The organism is Streptomyces coryli (genome assembly GCF_011044975.1).
Classification (GTDB): Bacteria; Actinomycetota; Actinomycetes; order Streptomycetales; family Streptomycetaceae; genus Streptomyces; species Streptomyces coryli.
Genome location: NZ_JAAKZV010000017.1, coordinates 1 through 18,165, shown reverse-complemented (window position 1 = coordinate 18,165; position 18,165 = coordinate 1). Strand labels below are relative to the sequence as shown.

Sequence of the window (18,165 nt, the reverse complement as noted above, 5' to 3'; positions counted from 1 at the left end):
CGGATGCTCCGCTACGTGCTGCGCAGGCTGCCGTCCGCCGTGATCGTGCTGCTGCTCGCCACCATCCCGGTCTTCGCCGTGCTGCGGCTCGCCCCGGGCGACCCGGCCGCCACCGTCGCCGGGCCCGACGCCGGACCCGAGGTCATCGCCTCCGTACGCCACGACATGGGCCTCGACCGGTCGCTGACCGCCCAGTACTTCTCCTGGCTCGGCGACGCGCTGCAGGGCGACTTCGCCACCTCCTTCGTCAGCAAGGCACCGGTCTCCGACCTGGTGATGCGCGGCCTCGGCAACACCGGCACGCTCACGCTCTGCGCGCTGCTGCTCGCCGTCCTCATCGCCTTCCCGCTGGGCTTGGCCCAGGCGCTCGCCCGCACCGGCCGGCTGCGGTCCCTGCTGTCCGGGCTGAACGTCGTGATGCTGTCCGTGCCGCCGTACGTCACCGGCGTCGTGCTGGTGCTGATCTTCTCCGTCGGCCTGCGGCTGCTGCCGCCCGGCGGCTACGTCTCCGTCTTCGACGACCCGGTAGCCGGCTTCCAGTTCCTGCTGCTGCCCGCGATCTGCCTGGCGCTGCCCGCCGCGGCCGTCCTGGCCCGCTTCCTCACCGCCTCGCTGCAGCGGGTCTTCCAGGAGGAGCACTACTTCGCCTCCCGGATGCGCGGCCTGTCGGCGAAACGCCTCGTGCTGCGGCACGGACTGCCGAACGCCGTCGGCCCCGTCGTCACCGTGCTCGGCATCCAGATCGGGCACCTGCTCGGCGGCGCCGTCATCGTCGAGTCCATCTTCGCCTGGGCGGGCCTCGGCCAGACCCTCGTCACGGCCGCGAGCGCCCGCGACTACCCCCTCGTCCAGGCGCTGCTGCTGCTCGCCGTGACCGTCTTCATCGCGCTGCAGCTGCTGAGCGACGTCGTCTACGCGGTCATCGACCCACGCGTACGGGAGCGGACATGAGTGAGCTGACGGAAGACGTCCACCTACCTGCGGCGGCCGCTGCCCCCGAGCGCAAGCGCGCCACCGGCCTGGGCGACCTGCTGCGCACCCCCGCGATCGGCGGCAGCGCGGGCGTGCTCGCCCTGCTGCTCCTCGCAGCGCTGATCGTGCCACCGCTGCTCCCGTACGGCCCGAACGAACTCGCCTCCGCGACCGCCCTCGACCCGCCCTCCTGGTCCCACCCGCTCGGCACCGACGAACTCGGGCGCGACCTCCTCGCCCGGCTCCTCGCCGGGATCCGGGTGAGCCTGCTCGTCATCGTCGCCGCCGTGCCGCTCGCGCTGCTCGCGGGCGGGCTGCTCGGCCTCTTCTCCTCGGCGGGCCGCTGGACGGACACCCCCACCCAGCGGCTCTTCGACGTCGTCCTCGCCTTCCCCGCGCTGATCATGGGCATCGCCTTCGCCGCCCTGCTCGGCGCCGGGCTGACCGCGGTCATCGTGACCGTCGCCGTGGCCGCCGCGCCGATGATCGGCCGGGTCCTGCGCGGCGCCGTACGCTCCCAGTCCGCCCGCGACTACGTCCTCGCCGCCAAGGTCACCGGCGTGCGGCCCTGGCGCCTCTACGTCCGGCACATCCTGCCGAACTGCTTCGACGTCGTCCTCGTCCAGACCTCCCTGGCCTGCGCGACCGCGGTGTTCATCGAGGGCGGCCTCAGCTTTCTCGGGCTCGGGGTGCGGCCGCCGGACTCCTCGCTCGGCGGGCTGCTCAGCTCCAGCCTGACGTTCCTGACCTCGTCGCCGTTCTACGCCATCGGCCCGCTCGTCGTGATCTCCGCCCTGGTGCTGTGCTTCACGCTCCTCGCCGACGCCCTGAACCGAAAGCTGGCCGCCCGATGACCGCCGCCCCCGTGATCCAGGTCCGCGACCTCAACATCGCCTTCACCACGCCCGGCGGCCGGCTGCACGCCGTACGCGGCGTCGACCTGGACGTACGGGCCGGGCAAACCCTCGCCGTGGTCGGGGAGTCGGGCTCCGGCAAGTCCGTGACCGCGCTCGCCATGCTGGGGGAGGTGCGCGACCCCGGCACCGTGGAGTCCGGGACCGTCACCTTCCACGGGCGGGACGTCTTCGCGATGAGCGAGGCCGAGCGCGCCGGGCTGCGCGGCGGCAAGATCTCCATGGTCTTCCAGGACCCGATGAACTCCCTCGACCCGGTGATGAAGGTCGGCGCCCAGCTCGAGGAGACCCTGCACGCCAAGCGCCCCGACCTGGACCGGCAGCAGGTGCGCGACCGGGCCCTGGAGCTGATGCGCGTCGTCGGCATCCCGGCGCCGCAACGCCGCTACCACGACTACCCGTTCGCCTTCTCCGGCGGCATGCGGCAGCGCATGATGATCGCCCTTGCGATGTGCGGCGACCCGGAGGTGCTGGTCGCCGACGAGCCCACCACCGCCCTCGACGTCACCGTGCAGGCCCAGATCCTCCAGGTCTTCGCCCGCCTGAACCGGGAGTTCGGCACCGCCGTCGTCCTGGTCACCCACAACTTCGGCGTGGTCGCCGAGGTGTGCGACGAGGTCGCGGTGATGTACGCGGGCCGGATCGTGGAACGCGCCCGCGTGCCCGCCGTCTTCACCGCGGCCCGGCACCCGTACACCCGCGCGCTCATCGAGTCCGTGCCGAACATGTCCTCCCGCCTCGACCGCCGCCTTCCGGTCATCGACGGCGGCCCGCCCGACCCCGCGCACCCGGCCCCGGGCTGCGCCTTTCGCCCACGCTGCCCGCGCGCGGTCGGCCGGTGCGCGACGGACGATCCGGCACTTGAGACGATGGGCGCCGACGGCGCCGAGGCGGCCTGCTGGAACCCGGCCCCGGCAGGCGAGGCGACCTCCGCAGCCGAGCTGCTGCCGCGCGCCATCCGCCCGGAGCACGGCGACGGCGCGGCCGTGGCCGCCGCGCTCGACGGCACGGACCTGACCAGGCATCACCGCGTCCGCGCCCGCCTGTTCAGCCGGTCAGGCGCCGGCGTCGTACGGGCCGTGGACGGGGTCTCGGTGTCGGTGGCGCCGGGGGAGACGCTCGGCATCGTCGGCGAGAGCGGCTGCGGCAAGTCCTCGCTCGCCCGGCTGCTGGTACGGGCCGACGAGCCGACGTCGGGCACGGTGCGGGCCGCCGGCCGAGACGTCACGGGGCTCTCCGGCAGGCGGCTCGGGGACTTCCGCCGTACCGTCCAGATGATCTTCCAGGACCCGCAGGCCTCCCTCAACCCGCGCCGGACCGTGCGGCAGTTGATCGAGGAGCCGATGATCGTGCACGGCATCGAGCCGGACCGCGAGGCGCGCCGCAAGCGGTGCGTCGAGCTGCTCGACGCCGTGGGGCTGCCCGCGGACGTGCTGGACCGGCGGCCGCGGCAGTTCTCCGGCGGGCAGCTGCAGCGGATCTGCATCGCGCGGGCGCTCGCCGTGGACCCGGAGGTGATCATCTGCGACGAGCCGGTGTCCGCGCTGGACGTATCGCTGCAGGCGCAGGTGGTGAACCTGCTCGACGAGCTCCAGGCCGAGCGCGGGCTCGCCTATGTCTTCATCTCGCACGACGTGTCCCTGGTGCGGTACTTCAGCGACCGGATCGCCGTGATGTACCTGGGCACGGTCGTCGAGACCGGCCCGGCGGTTCCCGTCGTGGACGCGCCGCTGCACCCGTACACCCGCAGCCTCATCGACTCCGTACCGGAGCCGGACGCGGCCACGGCCGAGCGCCGCGACGAACGCGGCCCCGCCCTCACGGGCGACCTGCCCAGCCCGCTCGACCCGCCGGGCGGCTGCCGCTTCCACCCGCGCTGCCCGATCGGTCCGCAGCACCGCGAGGGCCGCGAGCGGTGCGTCACCGAGGCGCCGGTGCTGCGCGAGCTGGGGCCGGGGCGGGCGGCGGCGTGCCACTTCGCGGAGGAGCTGCTGCCGGACGCGTAGTGGCCCATGTGGCCCCGGGTTAAGGTGCCGCGGCGTGGCTAGCCTGGGGGCTTTGCCGGATGGCCCTTGCGAGGTGCGCCGTGAAGAGACTCGTCGTCGGAGTGTGCGCGTTACTTCTCGCCGTGACGGGAGGTGTGCTGCCCGCCACGGCTGCGGCTCAGGACCTCGATCCGGTGGCCACCTGGAACGGCCTGGCACTTGAATCGGTGCGGGCCACCCGCGCGAGCGACGCCGACGCGGCCCGCTCGTACGCGATGGTGAACGCCGCCCTGTATGACGCCGTCAACGGGATCGCCGCGCACCGGGACAGGCGAGACCGCGCCCATCTGCTGCGGGCCCCCGATGGCGCGCCACGATACGGCGATCAGCACGCGGCAGCCGTGGCCGCGGCGCACGCCGTCCTCACCCGCCTCTACCCCGACCGGGCCGCCCAGTTCGACACGCAGCTCGCAGCCGACCTCGCCGAGCTCGGCGACAGCCCACGCGTGACCGCCGGCCGCAAGTGGGGCGCGACGGTCGGCAGTTACGTCGTCGACACCCGCGCGGCGGACGGCTCCCGCCCGGTCGAGTCGCAGCCCGGCGGCACCGGGCCCGGCGTCTTCCCGTCGGCGTGGTCCGGGGTGCAGTACCGCGCCATGGCCCCGTTCGCGGTCGCCGATCCCGGCCGCTACGTGGCGCCAGGGCCGCCCGCCCTCGCCGGCCTCGACTACGCGGCCGCCTTCGCCGAGGTCGCCCTGATCGGCGACATCCGCATCCACGACCCCGCCAAGGTCGCCCACTACCAGTACTGGTCGCTGCCGGCCGGCTCGGCGCAGCCGCCGGGGGAGTGGCTGAAGATCGCCCTGGAGGTCTCCGCGGGCCGGTCGCTGCCCGCGAAGGCACGCCTGTTCGCGCTGCTGGGCGCCACCCTCTCCGATGTCTCGATCCCGACGGTGCGCACCAAGTACGCCTTCCGCCACTGGCGGCCGGAAACGGCGATCCAGCAGGCCGACACCGACGGCAACCCGTACACCGACAAGGACGCCGACTGGAAGGCGCGCGCGGGCAGCCCCGGCAGCACGCCGGAATACGTCTCCGGGCACAGCTCGTTCAGCAGCGCCGCGGCCGCCGTCCTCGCCGGCTACTTCTGCGCGGACCGCCGCACCTTCACCCACGTCACCGACTCCGCCCCCACCGATCCGGCCACCGGCCGACCGATGGAGCGCACCTTCGACAGCTTCTCGGCGGCCGCCGCGGACGCCGGGCGCTCCCGGGTCGTCGGCGGCAGCCACTTCGAGTTCAGCAACCAGGCCGGGCTGGAGATGGGCCGCGACCTGGCCGCCGAGATCCTGGCCGGCAAGCTCCTCTACACCTCAGGTCCTACCCACCACGGTGCCTGCCCGCTGTGATCCGTACGCTCAGGCGGCCGGCAGCCGCAGCTGCCGTACCCGCAGCACCAGCTCCAGCTCGAAGCGGGCGTCCGCGTCCTGCAGCAGCGCGCCGAAGAGCTCGTCCAGCTGTCTGAGCCGGTAGCGCGCCGTCTGCGGATGGATGCCGAGCACAGCGGCCACCTCGCTCGCGTTGCGGCCGCACTGCAGCCAGCACAGCAGCGTCTCGGCGAGCCGCTCCCGGTGCGGGCTGCGGATCTGCCGGAGCGGGGCGAGGAGTTCGTCGCCGAGGGCGTCGGCCATCGACTCGTCCTGGAAGAGCAGCAGCACCGACAGGTGGTCCGCGCAGCGCACCACCTTCTCGTCCGGCAGGATGCCGCGCCGCGCCAGCCCTAAGGCCGCCGTCGCCCAGCGCAGCGACCGGCCGCCGTCCGTCAGCGGCACCGTCGGCCCGAGCGCGGCGCGGTGGCCGCGCAGCGCCTGCTCGATGTCGCGGGCGCGCCCTGGCCCTTCGGGGTCGGGGACGACGATCCGGCCCGGCCAGGCGTCGAAGCGGGTCAGGAACTCCGGCGGCAGCAGCGGCCGTGGCGCGGGCCCCTCCGGCGGCCGGTCCACCACGATCACCGCGAGGGTGGCGGGCACCGGCCACCGGGCGGCGTGCGCGAGGTCGACCACGGCCTCCTCGGGCGCCGGCGGCTGCGAGGTCACCATCTCGACCAGGCGGTCGCGGCGGCGCTGCAGCTCCCCGGCGGCGTGCAGCTGCGCCTCGGCGTAACCGGCGGTGGCGGCCGCGGCGATCTGGTCCAGGTGCACGAACACCGCCTCGACCAGCACCGCGGGCGCGTAGTCCGGCAGCGCGGAGATGTCCGCCACCTCGTTGAAGCGCCGCACCGCCACCCGCGCGCCCAGCCTGAGCGCGCTCTGGAAGGCGTCGAGCGTACGGCCCTCGTACGCCTCACCCCGGCCGATCGCCTCGTACGTCTCGGTCACCTCCGCCGCACCCGCGGCCGGGCGGCCGATGCGGTCGAGGAACAGCGACAGCGCCTGCTCGACGCCGGTGCGCAGGTTGGCCATGTAGGTGGCATCGTCCGGGCGGGCGTACTCCGGGACCTCGTGCTGGATCTCCGCGACCACGTCCTCGGAGATCAGCGGCAGATACGGGCGCAGGGTCTCGGCGACATCCGGGGGCATCCGGGCGAAGGCCTCGCGCACTGGCAGCTCTTTGACGCTCACGCTGTTTCGCTCCTTCCGCGCCGCTAGATCTTTGGCGTGAAGGAACCGTAACGCCGCACAAGGGTGCGAGTCGTTGTAGCGGCGGCAAAAGCGGAGGGCCCCTTCTTGTCACGCGTATGACAAGGAGGGGCCCTGACCTGACGGTCTGTCAGAAATCGCTCAGCAGTTGTTTTCGGGCTGTTTTCCCTGGAACCGCGAACCGAAGAAGGCGACCGCGTCTCCCGACGCCATATTGTCGGTCGTCAGGTGTTCACCGGCGTACGTCTTCCACTTCACCGGGATGCCCGCCTTGCAGTACGCCTGCCGGGTCGCGTCCTCGGTCTCGATGGGGATGACCTCCTCGAGCAGGCCCCGGTACTGGAACGTGGGGAAGGCGATCCGGTGCGTGGCGCCGGAGCCGGCCGGGCCGATGCCCACGCCCAGCTTCTGCTCGTCGACCACCTGGCCCCACGTCTTGCCGTCGGTGCCCTTGAGCGCGTAGAGCTGGTCGAGGGTGAGCTTGTCCTTGGTGAAGTTGTCGATCTTGTTGAAGGCGAACTGCGCGATCGTCCCCGCCAGGCAGAGCGACTTGGCCTTCTTGATCGCTTCCTTGCCCTGGTCGTTCATCAGCTCGTCGAAGGGCATCGCCGGATGCGAGGCGGCGAGGCCGATGACGGCGTCGGCGGCAAAGCCCGCGAACGGGCCGCCGTTGAGGCCCTTCGCCACCACCTTGAGATCGCCGGGCACGCCACCGGACGCGACCCCGGCGACCTTGAGCTCCGGCGCGTACTTGCCCGCGAGCTGCGCGGCCCACAGGCTCGCCTGCCCGCCCTCGGAGTAGCCCCACAGCCCGACCTGCGCGTCCTTGCCCAGCCCGCTGCCCGGGACGCCGGGCGCCGCGCGGGCGATGTCGAGGAGCGCGTGACCGGCGTCGAGGCCGGAGACGTACGGGTGGGTCTGGCCGTTCAGATAGCCGGCGCCGTCGGTGGCGGCGACCGCGTAACCGGCCTTGAGCGCCGCGGCGATGTTGTCGCCCTCGTACATGTCCTGGTACGCGCCCGCCAACTGCTTGGAGAAGGCGCACTGCGGCCCGAGGCCCAGGGTCCCGGGGTTGAACGCGATCACCGGCCGCGGGCCGCCGCCGGTCCATGTCTTCTCCGGTACGGCGACGGTGCCCGAGACCGCGACCGGCTTGCCCTGGTTGTCGCTGGAGCTGTACTGGACCTTCCAGGCCTTCATCGGGATGTTGCCCGGGACCTCGGGCAGCTTGGTCTCACGGCAGGCGATCACGGTGCCGGGGGAGGCGGGGGCGCTGCCGGGCGGGGTGTAGATCTGCGCGTCGGTGGCGCCGCAGCTCGCGGCGGCCCGGGGCTCGTCGGCGCCGGCGGTCAGTGCGGGCACGCTGAGTCCGGCGCCGAGCAATGCGGCGGCCGCCAGTCCGACGGTGAGGCGTTTTCGTAAAGGGGTGCGGTGCTTCACGGATACGGCTCCTTGGCGAGGGTGACTGCGCCTACTGGCGCGTGAGCAGCGGCGATATGGCATCGCCGCCCAATTCGGCCCGCCGGGCCTCGTCGGACACCCCGAGCCCTGACCGCGGGGCCAGGCCGAGGACGCCGATCTTGCCGGTGTGCCGGTTGGTCTGGACGAGGCGTGAGGCCTCCGCGGTCTCCGACAGCGGGTACGTGGCCGACAGCGCGGGCCGCACATGCCCGAGCGAGATCAGCCGGTTGGTCTCCCATTGCTCCTGCAGATTCGCGCCGTGGCTGCCGATGACCTTCTTCAGCCGCATCCACAGGTAGCGGTTGTCGTACTCGTGCTGGTAGCCGGTGGACGAGCCGCAGGTGACGACCGTGCCGCCGCGGCGCACCACGAAGACGGAGATGCCGAAGGTGGCCCGGCCGACGTGCTCGAAAACGATGTGCGGATCCTCGCCGACGGCGCCGCGGATCAGCTTCCCGAGCCGCTTGCCCGCGGTGGCCGGATCCGGTGGCTCGTTGCCGGTGAGACCCAACTGCTGCCTGTTGAGTACGACATGACAACCCATGGCCTTCGCGCGCTCCGCCTTCTCCGGCGCCGACACGACACCGACCGCGATCCCGCCCCCGTTCCGTACGAACTGCGCGGCATACGCGCCGAGGCCGCCGGCCGCCCCCCAGATCAGCACCACATCGCCCTGCTTGAAGCGGGCCCCGCGCTCGCTGACCAGCATCCGGTACGCCGTCCCCGCGCACAGCGGGTTCGCCGCCGCCTCCTCCCAGGTCAGGTGCGGCGCCTTCGGCAGCAGCTGGTTGGCGCGCACGACCGCGTAGTGGGCGAGCCCGCCGAAGTTCGTCTCGAAGCCCCAGGCGCGCTGGGTGTCGCCGAGCATGCCGTCCCAGTGCGTGGCCGGATCCTCGTCGTCGACATAGGCGGTGGCGACCACCACCTCGTCGCCGACGTGCCAGCGGCGCACCCCGGCCCCGGTCCGTACGATCACGCCCGCGGCGTCCGAGCCGAGGACGTGGTGCGGCAGGTCGTGGCGGGCCGACCAGCGGTCCAGCTTGCCGTAGTGCTTGAGGAAGGCGAAGGTCGGGACCGGCTCGAAGGTCGCCGACCAGACGGTGTTGTAGTTGATGCCGCTCGCCATGACGGCCACCAGGGCCTCGTCCGGGGCGAGTTCCGGCATCGGCACGTCGCCGACGTGGATCGACTTGCGTACGTCCTTGTCCTCCACGCCTTCGAACAGGCCGACGTCGGCGGCTCTGAGATGAGCGGCGGTGTACGTGTCCGGCAGCGGGATCCGGGTCAGGGTCTCCCGGGGTGCTCCTGCGACGACGGCCTCTGCCAGGGCATCCATGGTGTCCCCTCTCCTGGCCCCTACCGAGAGGGGCCGTTTTCGGGTCTGCTGCGGGAGAGTAGGAACGCGGCGCGCGACCCAGATAGTCAGCAGGGGGACAACGGGCACCACGCGGCCTGTGGGCCCGCTGACAAGACGGGTGCGCGCGGCCTGCGCGACCATGCGGATGCCGGCGGCGGGCGCCGGCGCGAAAGGAGTCATGTGCCGAGCGACGTGGCTGCCGCCGAAAGCCAGGCGCCCTGGCTGCGGTTCTACCCGGCAGGCGTCCCGCACCGCGTCGCCATCCCCGACGTCCCGCTCACCGCGCTCCTCGACGATGCGGCCCGCGACCACGGCGGCCGCACCGCGCTGGTCTTCTTCGGCCGCCGGATCCGCTACCGGGCGCTGCAGCGCGCCGCCGACCGCTTCGCCGCCGGGCTGCGCCGGCTCGGCGTCGAACCCGGCGACCGGGTGGCGCTGGTGCTGCCCAACTGCCCGCAGTTCGCGGTCGCGTTCTTCGGCACGCTGCGCGCGGGCGCGGTCGCCGTACCCGTCAACCCGCTCTACACCGAGCGCGAGCTGCGCCATCAGCTCGCCGACTGCGGCGCGGTCGTCGCGGTCGCCTTCGAGGGCGTATGGGAACGGATGGCGGCGGTACGGGAGTTCACGGCCCTGCGGCACGTGGTCACGACCGGTCTCGCGGAGGAGCTGCCCTGGTGGCTGCGGCTGCTGGTGCGCCTGCCCCTCGAGCGCATCCAGACCCTGCGCGCCCGCCTGTCGCCCGGCCTGCCCGCCGGCGCCGACGCCGTGCCGTACCGGAAGGTCGCCCGCCGCCCACCGCTGCGGGACGCCCCGCGGCTGGACCCGACGACGACCGCCGTGCTGCAGTACACCGGCGGCACCACCGGCACCCCCAAGGGCGCCTGCCTCACCCACCGCAACCTCGTCGCCAACGCCCACCAGGTCACCGCCTGGTACCCGCAGCTGCAGCCGGGCCGCGAGACCGGAATCGCGGTGCTGCCGTACTTCCACGTCTACGGCCTCACCTTCGGCCTTGCCGCCGCCATCCTCGCCGGCGCCCGGACCGTGCTGCTGCCCGTCCCCGACACCCAGCTGCTGCTGCGGGCCGCCCGCCGCTGGCGCCCGACGCTGCTGCCGGCGATCCCGCCCGTATACGAGGAGCTCCTGGACCGCCCGGAACGGGAACTGGAGGCGCTGCGCAGCCTGAAATTCTGCGTCTCGGGAGCCATGCGCCTGCCCCCGGACACCGCCGACCGCTTCCGCGACACGGCGCATTGCGTATTGGTCGAGGGCTACGGCCTGACGGAGGCCTCACCGGTGGCGCTGGCGAACCCGCTGAACGCCAACGCCCGCGCCGGCACCGTCGGCGTCCCGCTGCCCGGCACCCGGGCGCGGATCGTACGGGAGGACGACCCGTCGCAGACGATGCCCGACGGCGAGGCCGGCGAGCTGGCGATCCACGGCCCGCAGGTCTTCGCGGGCTACTGGAACGACCCGGAGGACACGGCGCGGGCGCTGCCCGGCGACGGCTGGCTGCTCACCGGCGACGTCGGCGTGATGAGCCCGGACGGCTTCGTCACCCTCATCGACCGCAAGCGGGACATCATCAACACGGCCGCCTTCACGGTCTATCCGTCCGAGGTGGAGGCCGTGCTGTCCGAACACCCCGCGGTCGCCGAGGTCGCCGTCATCGGCACCCCCGACGAGCGCGCGGGGGAGCGGGTCACGGCGGTCGTGGTGCTCCGCGAGGGCGCGGCGTTGGGCGAGCCGGAGCTGATCGCGCACTGCACGGGGCAGCTGGCGGAGTTCAAGGTCCCGACGGAGGTCGTCTTCCGTACGGATCCGCTGCCGCGCAATCAGCTCGGCAAGGTGGTGCGGCGCTTCCTGCGCGAAGTCCCGTAATCTCCTCAGCCCTTGACCGCGCCGGCGGTGAGCCCCTGGACGATGTGCCTGCTGGCGAAGGCGAACAGGAGCATCGTGGGGGCGATGGTGAGCACGGCGGCCGCCGACATCGAGCCCCAGTCGATGTTGAAGCTGGAGATGAAGCCGTTGAGCGCCGTGGGGATGGTCTTGGTGTCGTCGCTGTTCATCAGCGTCACCGACAGGAACAGCTCGTTCCAGCAGTTGACGAAGTTGAAGATGAAGGCGGCGATGATCCCGGGGCGCATCACCGGCAGCAGCACCCGGAACAGGGTGGCGAAGCGGGAGAGGCCGTCGATCATGGCGGCCTCCTCCAGCGCGTCCGGGATGTTCTCGAAGAAGCCGCGGAGCATCACCGTGCAGAACGGGATGTAGACGGCGATGTAGACGAGGATCAGGCCGAAGCGGTTGTCGACCATCTGCAGGTCGGTCATCAGCAGATACAGCGGGCCGAGCGCGATGAAGGCCGGGATCATCTGGGTGACCAGCGCGGCCATCAGCAGCGCGGACTTCGTACGGAACTCGAAGCGGGCCAGCACATACGCCGACAGCATCGAGACCGCCGTGGCCACCGTGGCGGCGACGGTCGCGACGATGATGCTGTTGGTGAGGTACGTGCCGAAGTTCGCCTTGCCGAACAGGCCGCGGTAGTTCTCCAGCGAGAAGGTCTCCGGCCAGTACGAGATCGGGTAGGCGAAGATGTCGCCGGGTGCCTTCAGCGACGTGATCGCGATCCAGTACAGCGGGAAGATCGTGAAGAGCAGCCACAGGCCGAGGAAGGTGAACTTCACGGCCCGCCCGGCCGTGGTCTCCCTGCCGATCATCGCGACCTCGCCTCCTTGCGCTCACGGGTGGCCAGCAGGAAGAAGATCGCGAACAGCAGCAGCCCGGCGACGATGAGCAGGCCGATGGCGGAGGCCCGGCCGTAGTCGCCCTGCTGGGTGATCTTGATCATCCAGGTGGACACGATGTGCGTCTCGTTGTTCGGCCCGCCCCCGGTCATGCCGAAGATCAGGTCGGGGAAGTTGAAGATCCAGATCACCCGCAGCAGCACGGTCAGCGCCAGGGTGGTGCGGATGTACGGGATAGTGATCCGGAACAGCGTCCTGGCCTTGCCCGCGCCGTCCAGGGCGGCCGCCTCGTAGAGCTCGTCGGGGATCGACTGCAGCGCGGCGAGGATCATGATCGCGAAGAAGGTGACGCCGTACCAGATGTTGGCGACGATCACCGCGGCCATGGCGGTCTGCGGATCGGAGAGCCAGCCGATCGGCTCGTCGATGATCCCGGCCTTCTGCAGCAGGTCGTTGACGACGCCGAACTCGCCGTTGAACAGCCAGCGGAAGAGGATGCCGATGAGGAACCCGGAGATCGCCCAGGGGAAGAAGATCAGCGCCTGGTAGACGCCGCGGAAGCGGAAGCGGCGGCGCAGCCACAGCGCGAGCGCGAAGCCGATCACCAGCTGGGGCACGATCGACGCGACCACCCACACACCGGTGTTGGTCAGCACCGTGCCCCAGGCCGGGTCGGCGAAGACGTCCTGGAAGTTCTTCAGGCCCACCCACGAGGTGTCGGTGAGGTCCGCCAGCTTCCAGTTGCGGAACGCCATCTGGCTGCCGGCGACCATCGGGTAGTACGTGAAGATCGCCACGAAGATCGCGGCCGGGGCCATATAGGCGGCGATGACGAGGCCGCGGCGGGTGGTGAACTCGCGCTTGCGGCGGCCCGGGGCGGGCGGCGCGCCCTTCGGATGCGTGGGGCGCGCCGCGGCCGGTTCCTTCGCCGCCGTTGTGTGTGCGGACGAGGCGGGCATGCCTACTTCTCCTGCTTCCACTTCTCGGTCCAGAAGGAGTCCCACTCGGCGAGCAGCTGCTTCGGCGTCATCTTGCCGAGCAGCACCTTCTGCACATCGGCGTCGGCCTTCTGCTCCCACTCGGTCCACCAGGCGACGCTGCGCGGCTGGACGACGTTCTGGTACTTCTCCGGGTTCTTGGTCATGGTCACGTAGCTGGACCAGGGCCCGGTCTTGTAGAAGGGGTCGGAGGCCGCGGCCTTCTGGATCGGGACCAGGCTGTTCTTCTTCGAGAAGGTCGTCGAGGCCTTGCCCTCGGACAGGAATTTCACCAGTTCGACGGCCTCCTTCTTGTGCTTGCTGCCCTTCGCGATGCCCCAGCCGGCGGTGGCCAGCGGCTGCACGGTCTTGCCGCTCGGCCCGGTCAGCAGCGGAGCGGTGTTCCACTGCTTCTCGGTGACCGCCTTGGACTCGCGGACGGTGGCGATGACCTCGGGGTCCTGCAGCAGGAAGGCGGTGGAGCCGTTGGAGAAGCCCTCGACCACCTCCGGGTAGCCCCAGGAGACGGACGACTTGGGGGAGGCCTTCTTGAAGAGCTTGAAGTACATGTCGACGGCGTCCTGGGCCTCGGGGGCCGAGAAGATGGTCTTGCCGTCCTTGAGCTGGTAGCCGTTCTCGGGGTCGATCCTGTCGGCGACATAGGCCGAGATGGCGGCGGTGACGTTGCTGTTGCCATTGGCGCCGCCGCGGAAGGCGTAGCCATAGCGGCGCTTCGCCGGGTCATGGATCTTCGCGGCCTGCTTCTCCAGGTCGGCCCAGCTGGCCGGCGGCTTGCTGAAGCCAGCCTCCTTGATCAGGTCGGTGCGGTAGAAGAGGCTCAGCCCGTAGAAGCCGTACGGGACGAAGTAGGTGTGTCCCTTGATGAACTCGCCGGCGTTGACGGCGTTGCCCGTCATCGCCTTCCAGCCCTTCCAGCCGTCGAGGTCCTTCTTCATGTCGTAGAGCCAGCCGTTGGTGGACCACGGCCCCACGGTGAGGTCGCGGACCTCGAGGACGTCCACGCCGCTGCCGGACTGCAGCATCTGCTGCATCTTCTGGTCGGCCTGCTCGGTGGGCGGCGAGATCAGGTTGACCTGGACCTTGGGGTGCTGCTCCTCGAAGTCCGCTATGAGGTCCTTGAGGAGATCCGTGCGGGTCGGGTTCGTCAGGCTCTCGACCATGTTGAGGGTGACCGTGCCGCCGGAGCCACCGCCCATGGCGGAACAACCGGACATGACCATCACGGCGGCCGTGCCGAGGGCCACCGCCGCGGTCCCTGACTTCACGGGCTTTGTCATGAGCTGACCTCTTCCTTGTCGTGGGCGGCGCGGGCCCAGGTGCCGAGGACGGGGACGCAGGTCTCGGCGAAGTACTCGTAATCGGCTGGGGTGTTGTAGACGTGGGCGGACAGGCGCAGATAGCCGACGCCGCCGAACGCGGTGAAGGCGGCCTCGACCCCGAGCTCGCTCGCCGCCCGGTCGCGCAGCTCGTCGGCCTGGATGCGGCCGTTCGCCAGGCCGTCGGGCAGCCGCACCAGGCGCATGCCGGGGACCGGCATGCCGACGTCGACGGCCGAGCTCTCGCCGGTCAGCTCCGCGACCGCGGCGCCGATCACCGCGGCGCCGTAGCCGGCCAGGTCGTCCATGTACCGGCGGGCGGCGGACCAGCCCCAGCTGCGCTCGACGAAGTCGAGGGCGACGGGCGCGGCGAGATAGCCGGTGGCGTCCAAAGTGCCCTGCTGGTCGAACCGGTCGGGGTACGGCTCCGCGGCGCTCCAGGAGTCGATGAGCGGATGGAGCCGCTCGCGCAGCGGGCCGCGCGCGATGAGCGCCGCGGTGCCGCGCGGGGTGCAGCCCCACTTGTGCAGATTCCCGACCCAGAAGTCGCAGTCGACTCCGGCGAGCGGGGTGTCGATGAGGCCGGGCGCGTGCGCGCCGTCCACCAGCAGCGGGATGCCGCGGCGGCGGGCCTCGGCGCCGATGCTCGCGACGGGCAGCCGGCGGGCGGTCGGGGAGGTGATGTGGTCGATCACGATCAGGCCGGTGGCCGGGGAGAGTTCGGCGGCCACGGCCTCGTACGCCTCCTCGGGACCCGCGTCGAGCGGCACCCGGGCGGTGCGGACCCGGCCGCCCCAGCGCCGGGCCAGCCGCTCGGCGCCCATGGTCACGGCGCCGTAGCCGTGGTCGGTGACCACGATCTCGCCGCCGCGGTGCTCGGGGAGCGAGGCGAAGACCGCGCTGACGCCGGCGCTGGCGTTCGGCACGAGGGCGAGATCGTCGGCCGCGACCCGGAGGAAGGCCGCGATCTCGGCCCTGGTGGCGGCGATCCGGTCCGGCAGCGCGGGGAACCACACCACCGGGGAGCGCTCCATCTCCGCCCGCAGCAGCAGCTGGCGCTCCTGCGCGGCGAGCGGGACCGCGCCGAACGAACCGTGGTTGAGGTGCCGCATGCCGGGGTCCAGCGACCACGCGTCGGCCGCCGGACGGCCGTCGGCGAGCAGCAGCGGGGCAGGGGCCGCGATGGCCTCCGAGTCGCTCACGTGACTCCACATTCGTCGGAACTCGTATGATGACTCGGCATCCTGGCATGGTCGTTTCGCGCTCTGCAAGGGTTGAAATGCAAAAGTCATCAGACGACTTTGGGGAGGGATCGTGCGTCATCCGATGACTTGTCCAGCATCCGGCTCGCTACAGTGCACCCATGAGAGGTGACGGATGTCCGCAGTAGAGAAGGCTTTCCACGGCCTACGGCACATGATCGCCACGGGCCGCCTCGGCCCGGGGGAGCGCATCCCGCCCGAGAGCGACCTCTGCGAGGAACTCGGCGTCTCCCGCGGCCCGCTGCGCGAGGCGGTGCGGATGCTGTCCGCCCTGGGCGTGGTCGAGCCGCGGCACGGCTCGGGCACGTATGTCTCCCAGCTCCGTCCCGAGGATGTGATCCGCAGCCTGCTGCTGACGTTCGAACTGCTGCCGCTGCCGGGGCTGCTGGAGATCTACGAGATCCGGCGGGTGCTGGAGGCGCATGTCGCGGCGAAGGCCGCCGCGCGCCGCAGCGCGGAGGAGGTCGAGACGCTGTTCTCGCTCATCGAGGAGATGGAGGCCACCGACGACCCCACGAAGGCGTCCGAGCTCGACCACCGCTTCCACGCCGAGATCGCCCGCATCGGCGGCAACCCCACCCTGGCGTCCCTGCTGTCGGTCTTCCGCGCCCGCTCCCGCCAGTACCAGGTCTTCACGCTCCCCGAAGGCCCGGAGATGCGGCAGAAGAGCGACGCCGACCACCGTCTGATGGCCACCGGGATCGCCGACCGAGATCCGGGCGCGGCCGCCGGCGCCGCCGAGGCCCACGTCGCCCAGACCGAGCGCTGGCTGCGCGCCTTCATGCCGCCCGTGGAGGAGGAGGGGGTGCCGGGGACGGCCGCCGGCTGACGCGCGGCGCGCCGGTCACACGTGCTGCGCCCGCCGGTTCGCCGGCCGCACCTCCGGCTTGCGATGGCGCCCGGAGCGGCGCAGCGTGATCGCCGTGACCACCGCGCCCGCGAGCGCGCAGGCCGCCGCGAGCTGCAGCCCCGCGTCGTAACCGCGCAGGAACGCCTCGTGCGGCAGCAGCCCCGACTCGAGGCCCGACTGCTCCTTGCGGGTGAGCACGACGCCGACCAGCACCACGCCGAAGACCCCGGACACCTCGCGGGCCGCGCTCACCACCCCCGAGGCCATGCCGGTACGGGTCCGTGGGACGCCGTCGAGCGAGCGCACCGTCACGGGGGTCGCCAGCGCCGAGCCGATGCCGATGAGGATCAGGCCCGGCTGGAGCGAGCCGTAGGTGGCGTCCAGGCCCTGATTCGATACGTACAACAGCCCCGCCGACACGAGCAGCAGGCCGCCGGAGATCACCCGGTGTGCGCCGGCCACCTTCGCCAGCCACTCGGCCAGCGGCGTCGTCACGAGCAGCGCCCCCGCCAGCGGCAGGAAGGCCAAGCCAGCCTTCGTCGGCGAGAATTCGAGGATGCGCTGCAGATACAGCGCCGTGTAGAAGAACACCCCGTTCATGCCGATGCCCCACAGGATCTGGGCCACCGTGCCGCCGCTGAGCGACCGGTTGCGGAACAGCCCCGGGTCGACCAGCGGCAGGAACGTCCGCGACTCCACCGCCAGGAACAGCACCGCGCACACTGCCGCCGCGAGCAGATACTGCGGCACCGGTGACTTGGTGAAGCCGAGGGTCCCGCCCTCCACCAGCGCGTACGTCAGAAAGTAGAGCGCCGCGGTGGACAGCACCACCCCCGGCAGGTCCAGCGTCTTCAGCAGTCCCTTGTCCGGCCGCGGCGCCTTCGGCACCGCTACCGCCAGCACCAGCGCCACCACCCCGAACGGGAGGTTGCTGTAGAAGACCCACTCCCAGCCCCAGTGGTCCGTGATGATGCCCCCGGTCATCGGGCCCAGCGCCAGCGCGACCGCAAGCGCCGCCGTCCACACGCCGATGGCCAGCCCGCGCCGGTGCTTGGGCAGATCGCCGGCGACGATGGCCAGTGACGCCGGGATCACCAGCGCCGCGCCCATGCCCTGCACCGTCCGCGCCGCGATCAGCTCGGTCCCGTTCCCGGCCATTCCGGCCAGCGTCGCCGAGACGGTAAAGATCACCAGACCGACGACCATCACCAGCCGCCGCCCCACCAGATCCGCCAGCCGGCCGCCGACCAGGAGCAGCGCCCCGAAGCTCAGCACATACGACGTCGCCACCCACTCCAGGTCCTTCAGCGACAGGTCGAGTTCCTGCTGCAGCGTCGGGAGGGCGACGTTGATCACCGTGTTGTCCAGCATGGTGATGAAGCCGGCGACCGCGATCATCGCCATCACCGCGAACTGCCGCGCCCCGGTCACCCGCACCTCCTCACGTACGCGCAGTGCGCCTGAAGGCTAGCTTCCGCACCCGCCCGCACCCTTGTGCCCGCGTTGACAAGCACCGCCGCCCCGACTGTCACTCCGCCCTCTAACCCGTGAGTAGCTCCGGAGCGGAACCTGATTCACCGAGGTCCCGCCCGCGCCCGGCCTCGCGCGCCGAAGTGCTCAAGGACGACGTTGGAGCCGCCATGTCCCCCGCCAGCCATCCC

General features: G+C 71.6%; 14 protein-coding genes. 6 read left to right on the top strand and 8 right to left on the bottom strand.

The features are described from left to right. Positions 1-3: 3 nt before the first annotated feature. The 4 genes from G5C51_RS06600 (at position 4) to G5C51_RS43990 (ending at position 5,280) form a co-directional block, all read left to right on the top strand. Positions 4-951 (top strand): ABC transporter permease, encoded by a 948-nt coding sequence (locus G5C51_RS06600; protein ID WP_165233218.1) that lies wholly within the window; start codon positions 4-6, stop codon positions 949-951. Continuing rightward, positions 948-1,826 carry an ABC transporter permease gene (locus G5C51_RS06595; protein WP_165233215.1) on the top strand — a complete coding sequence of 293 codons (879 nt, stop codon included), beginning with the start codon at positions 948-950 and terminating at the stop codon, positions 1,824-1,826. Before G5C51_RS06600 ends, G5C51_RS06595 begins: the two co-directional genes overlap by 4 nt. After that, positions 1,823-3,892, top strand: a complete 2,070-nt coding sequence (locus G5C51_RS06590; RefSeq protein ID WP_165233212.1) for a dipeptide ABC transporter ATP-binding protein — start codon at positions 1,823-1,825, stop codon at positions 3,890-3,892. The genes G5C51_RS06595 and G5C51_RS06590 overlap by 4 nt, the downstream gene beginning before the upstream one ends. 80 nt (positions 3,893-3,972) lie before the next feature. After that, a complete protein-coding gene (locus G5C51_RS43990; protein WP_206313520.1) occupies positions 3,973-5,280 on the top strand; it encodes a phosphatase PAP2 family protein in 1,308 nt (435 codons plus the stop codon). A 9-nt stretch (positions 5,281-5,289) separates the two neighbouring features. Here G5C51_RS43990 and G5C51_RS06580 read toward each other — a convergent pair whose 3' ends face one another. The 3 genes from G5C51_RS06580 to ccrA all read right to left on the bottom strand — a co-directional run bounded on the left by G5C51_RS06580 (position 5,290) and on the right by ccrA (position 9,307). Continuing rightward, entirely contained in the window at positions 5,290-6,492 is a 1,203-nt protein-coding gene (locus tag G5C51_RS06580) for a PucR-like N-terminal domain-containing protein (protein ID WP_165233206.1), read from the bottom strand. Between the two features lie 159 nt (positions 6,493-6,651). After that, positions 6,652-7,950, bottom strand: a complete 1,299-nt coding sequence (locus tag G5C51_RS06575; RefSeq protein WP_338118034.1) for a lipase family protein — start codon at positions 7,948-7,950, stop codon at positions 6,652-6,654. A 31-nt stretch (positions 7,951-7,981) separates the two neighbouring features. Continuing rightward, positions 7,982-9,307 carry a crotonyl-CoA carboxylase/reductase gene (ccrA, locus tag G5C51_RS06570; protein ID WP_165233202.1) on the bottom strand — a complete coding sequence of 442 codons (1,326 nt, stop codon included), beginning with the start codon at positions 9,305-9,307 and terminating at the stop codon, positions 7,982-7,984. Positions 9,308-9,508: 201 nt separating this feature from the next. Between ccrA and G5C51_RS06565 the strand changes: the two genes are divergently transcribed. After that, on the top strand, positions 9,509-11,209 hold the full coding sequence (locus G5C51_RS06565; protein ID WP_206313519.1) for an AMP-binding protein: 1,701 nt from the start codon (positions 9,509-9,511) through the stop codon (positions 11,207-11,209). Between the two features lie 5 nt (positions 11,210-11,214). Here the strand turns inward: G5C51_RS06565 and G5C51_RS06560 are convergent, their stop codons facing one another. From G5C51_RS06560 to G5C51_RS06545, 4 genes are read right to left on the bottom strand one after another with little or no spacing between them, the layout of a single operon-like run. Continuing rightward, entirely contained in the window at positions 11,215-12,051 is an 837-nt protein-coding gene (locus G5C51_RS06560; RefSeq protein WP_165233198.1) for a carbohydrate ABC transporter permease, read from the bottom strand. Next, positions 12,048-13,037 (bottom strand): carbohydrate ABC transporter permease, encoded by a 990-nt coding sequence (locus G5C51_RS06555; protein WP_165233196.1) that lies wholly within the window; start codon positions 13,035-13,037, stop codon positions 12,048-12,050. Before G5C51_RS06555 ends, G5C51_RS06560 begins: the two co-directional genes overlap by 4 nt. 2 nt (positions 13,038-13,039) lie before the next feature. After that, entirely contained in the window at positions 13,040-14,353 is a 1,314-nt protein-coding gene (locus tag G5C51_RS06550) for an ABC transporter substrate-binding protein (protein WP_206313518.1), read from the bottom strand. Next, positions 14,350-15,594: an aminotransferase class V-fold PLP-dependent enzyme gene (locus G5C51_RS06545; RefSeq protein WP_165233194.1), complete on the bottom strand. Its 1,245-nt coding sequence runs from the start codon at positions 15,592-15,594 to the stop codon at positions 14,350-14,352. The genes G5C51_RS06550 and G5C51_RS06545 overlap by 4 nt, the downstream gene beginning before the upstream one ends. A 175-nt stretch (positions 15,595-15,769) precedes the next feature. Here G5C51_RS06545 and G5C51_RS06540 point away from each other — a divergent pair, with 175 nt between their 5' ends. Further along, entirely contained in the window at positions 15,770-16,483 is a 714-nt protein-coding gene (locus G5C51_RS06540) for a FadR/GntR family transcriptional regulator (protein WP_165233191.1), read from the top strand. Between the two features lie 15 nt (positions 16,484-16,498). Here the strand turns inward: G5C51_RS06540 and G5C51_RS06535 are convergent, their stop codons facing one another. Further along, entirely contained in the window at positions 16,499-17,935 is a 1,437-nt protein-coding gene (locus G5C51_RS06535; RefSeq protein ID WP_165233188.1) for a DHA2 family efflux MFS transporter permease subunit, read from the bottom strand. Between the last annotated feature and the right edge of the window lie 230 nt (positions 17,936-18,165).

Excerpts from the sequence above, each read along its gene's own strand:
- G5C51_RS06600 (WP_165233218.1), top strand. The coding sequence starts at position 4 with ATGCTCCGCTACGTGCTGCGCAGGCTGCCGTCCGCCGTGATCGTGCTG.
- G5C51_RS06595 (WP_165233215.1), top strand. The coding sequence starts at position 948 with ATGAGTGAGCTGACGGAAGACGTCCACCTACCTGCGGCGGCCGCTGCC.
- G5C51_RS06590 (WP_165233212.1), top strand. The coding sequence starts at position 1,823 with ATGACCGCCGCCCCCGTGATCCAGGTCCGCGACCTCAACATCGCCTTC.
- ccrA (WP_165233202.1), bottom strand. The coding sequence starts at position 9,307 with ATGGATGCCCTGGCAGAGGCCGTCGTCGCAGGAGCACCCCGGGAGACC.
- G5C51_RS06560 (WP_165233198.1), bottom strand. The coding sequence starts at position 12,051 with ATGATCGGCAGGGAGACCACGGCCGGGCGGGCCGTGAAGTTCACCTTC.
- G5C51_RS06555 (WP_165233196.1), bottom strand. The coding sequence starts at position 13,037 with ATGCCCGCCTCGTCCGCACACACAACGGCGGCGAAGGAACCGGCCGCG.
- G5C51_RS06550 (WP_206313518.1), bottom strand. The coding sequence starts at position 14,353 with ATGACAAAGCCCGTGAAGTCAGGGACCGCGGCGGTGGCCCTCGGCACG.
- G5C51_RS06540 (WP_165233191.1), top strand. The coding sequence starts at position 15,770 with ATGTCCGCAGTAGAGAAGGCTTTCCACGGCCTACGGCACATGATCGCC.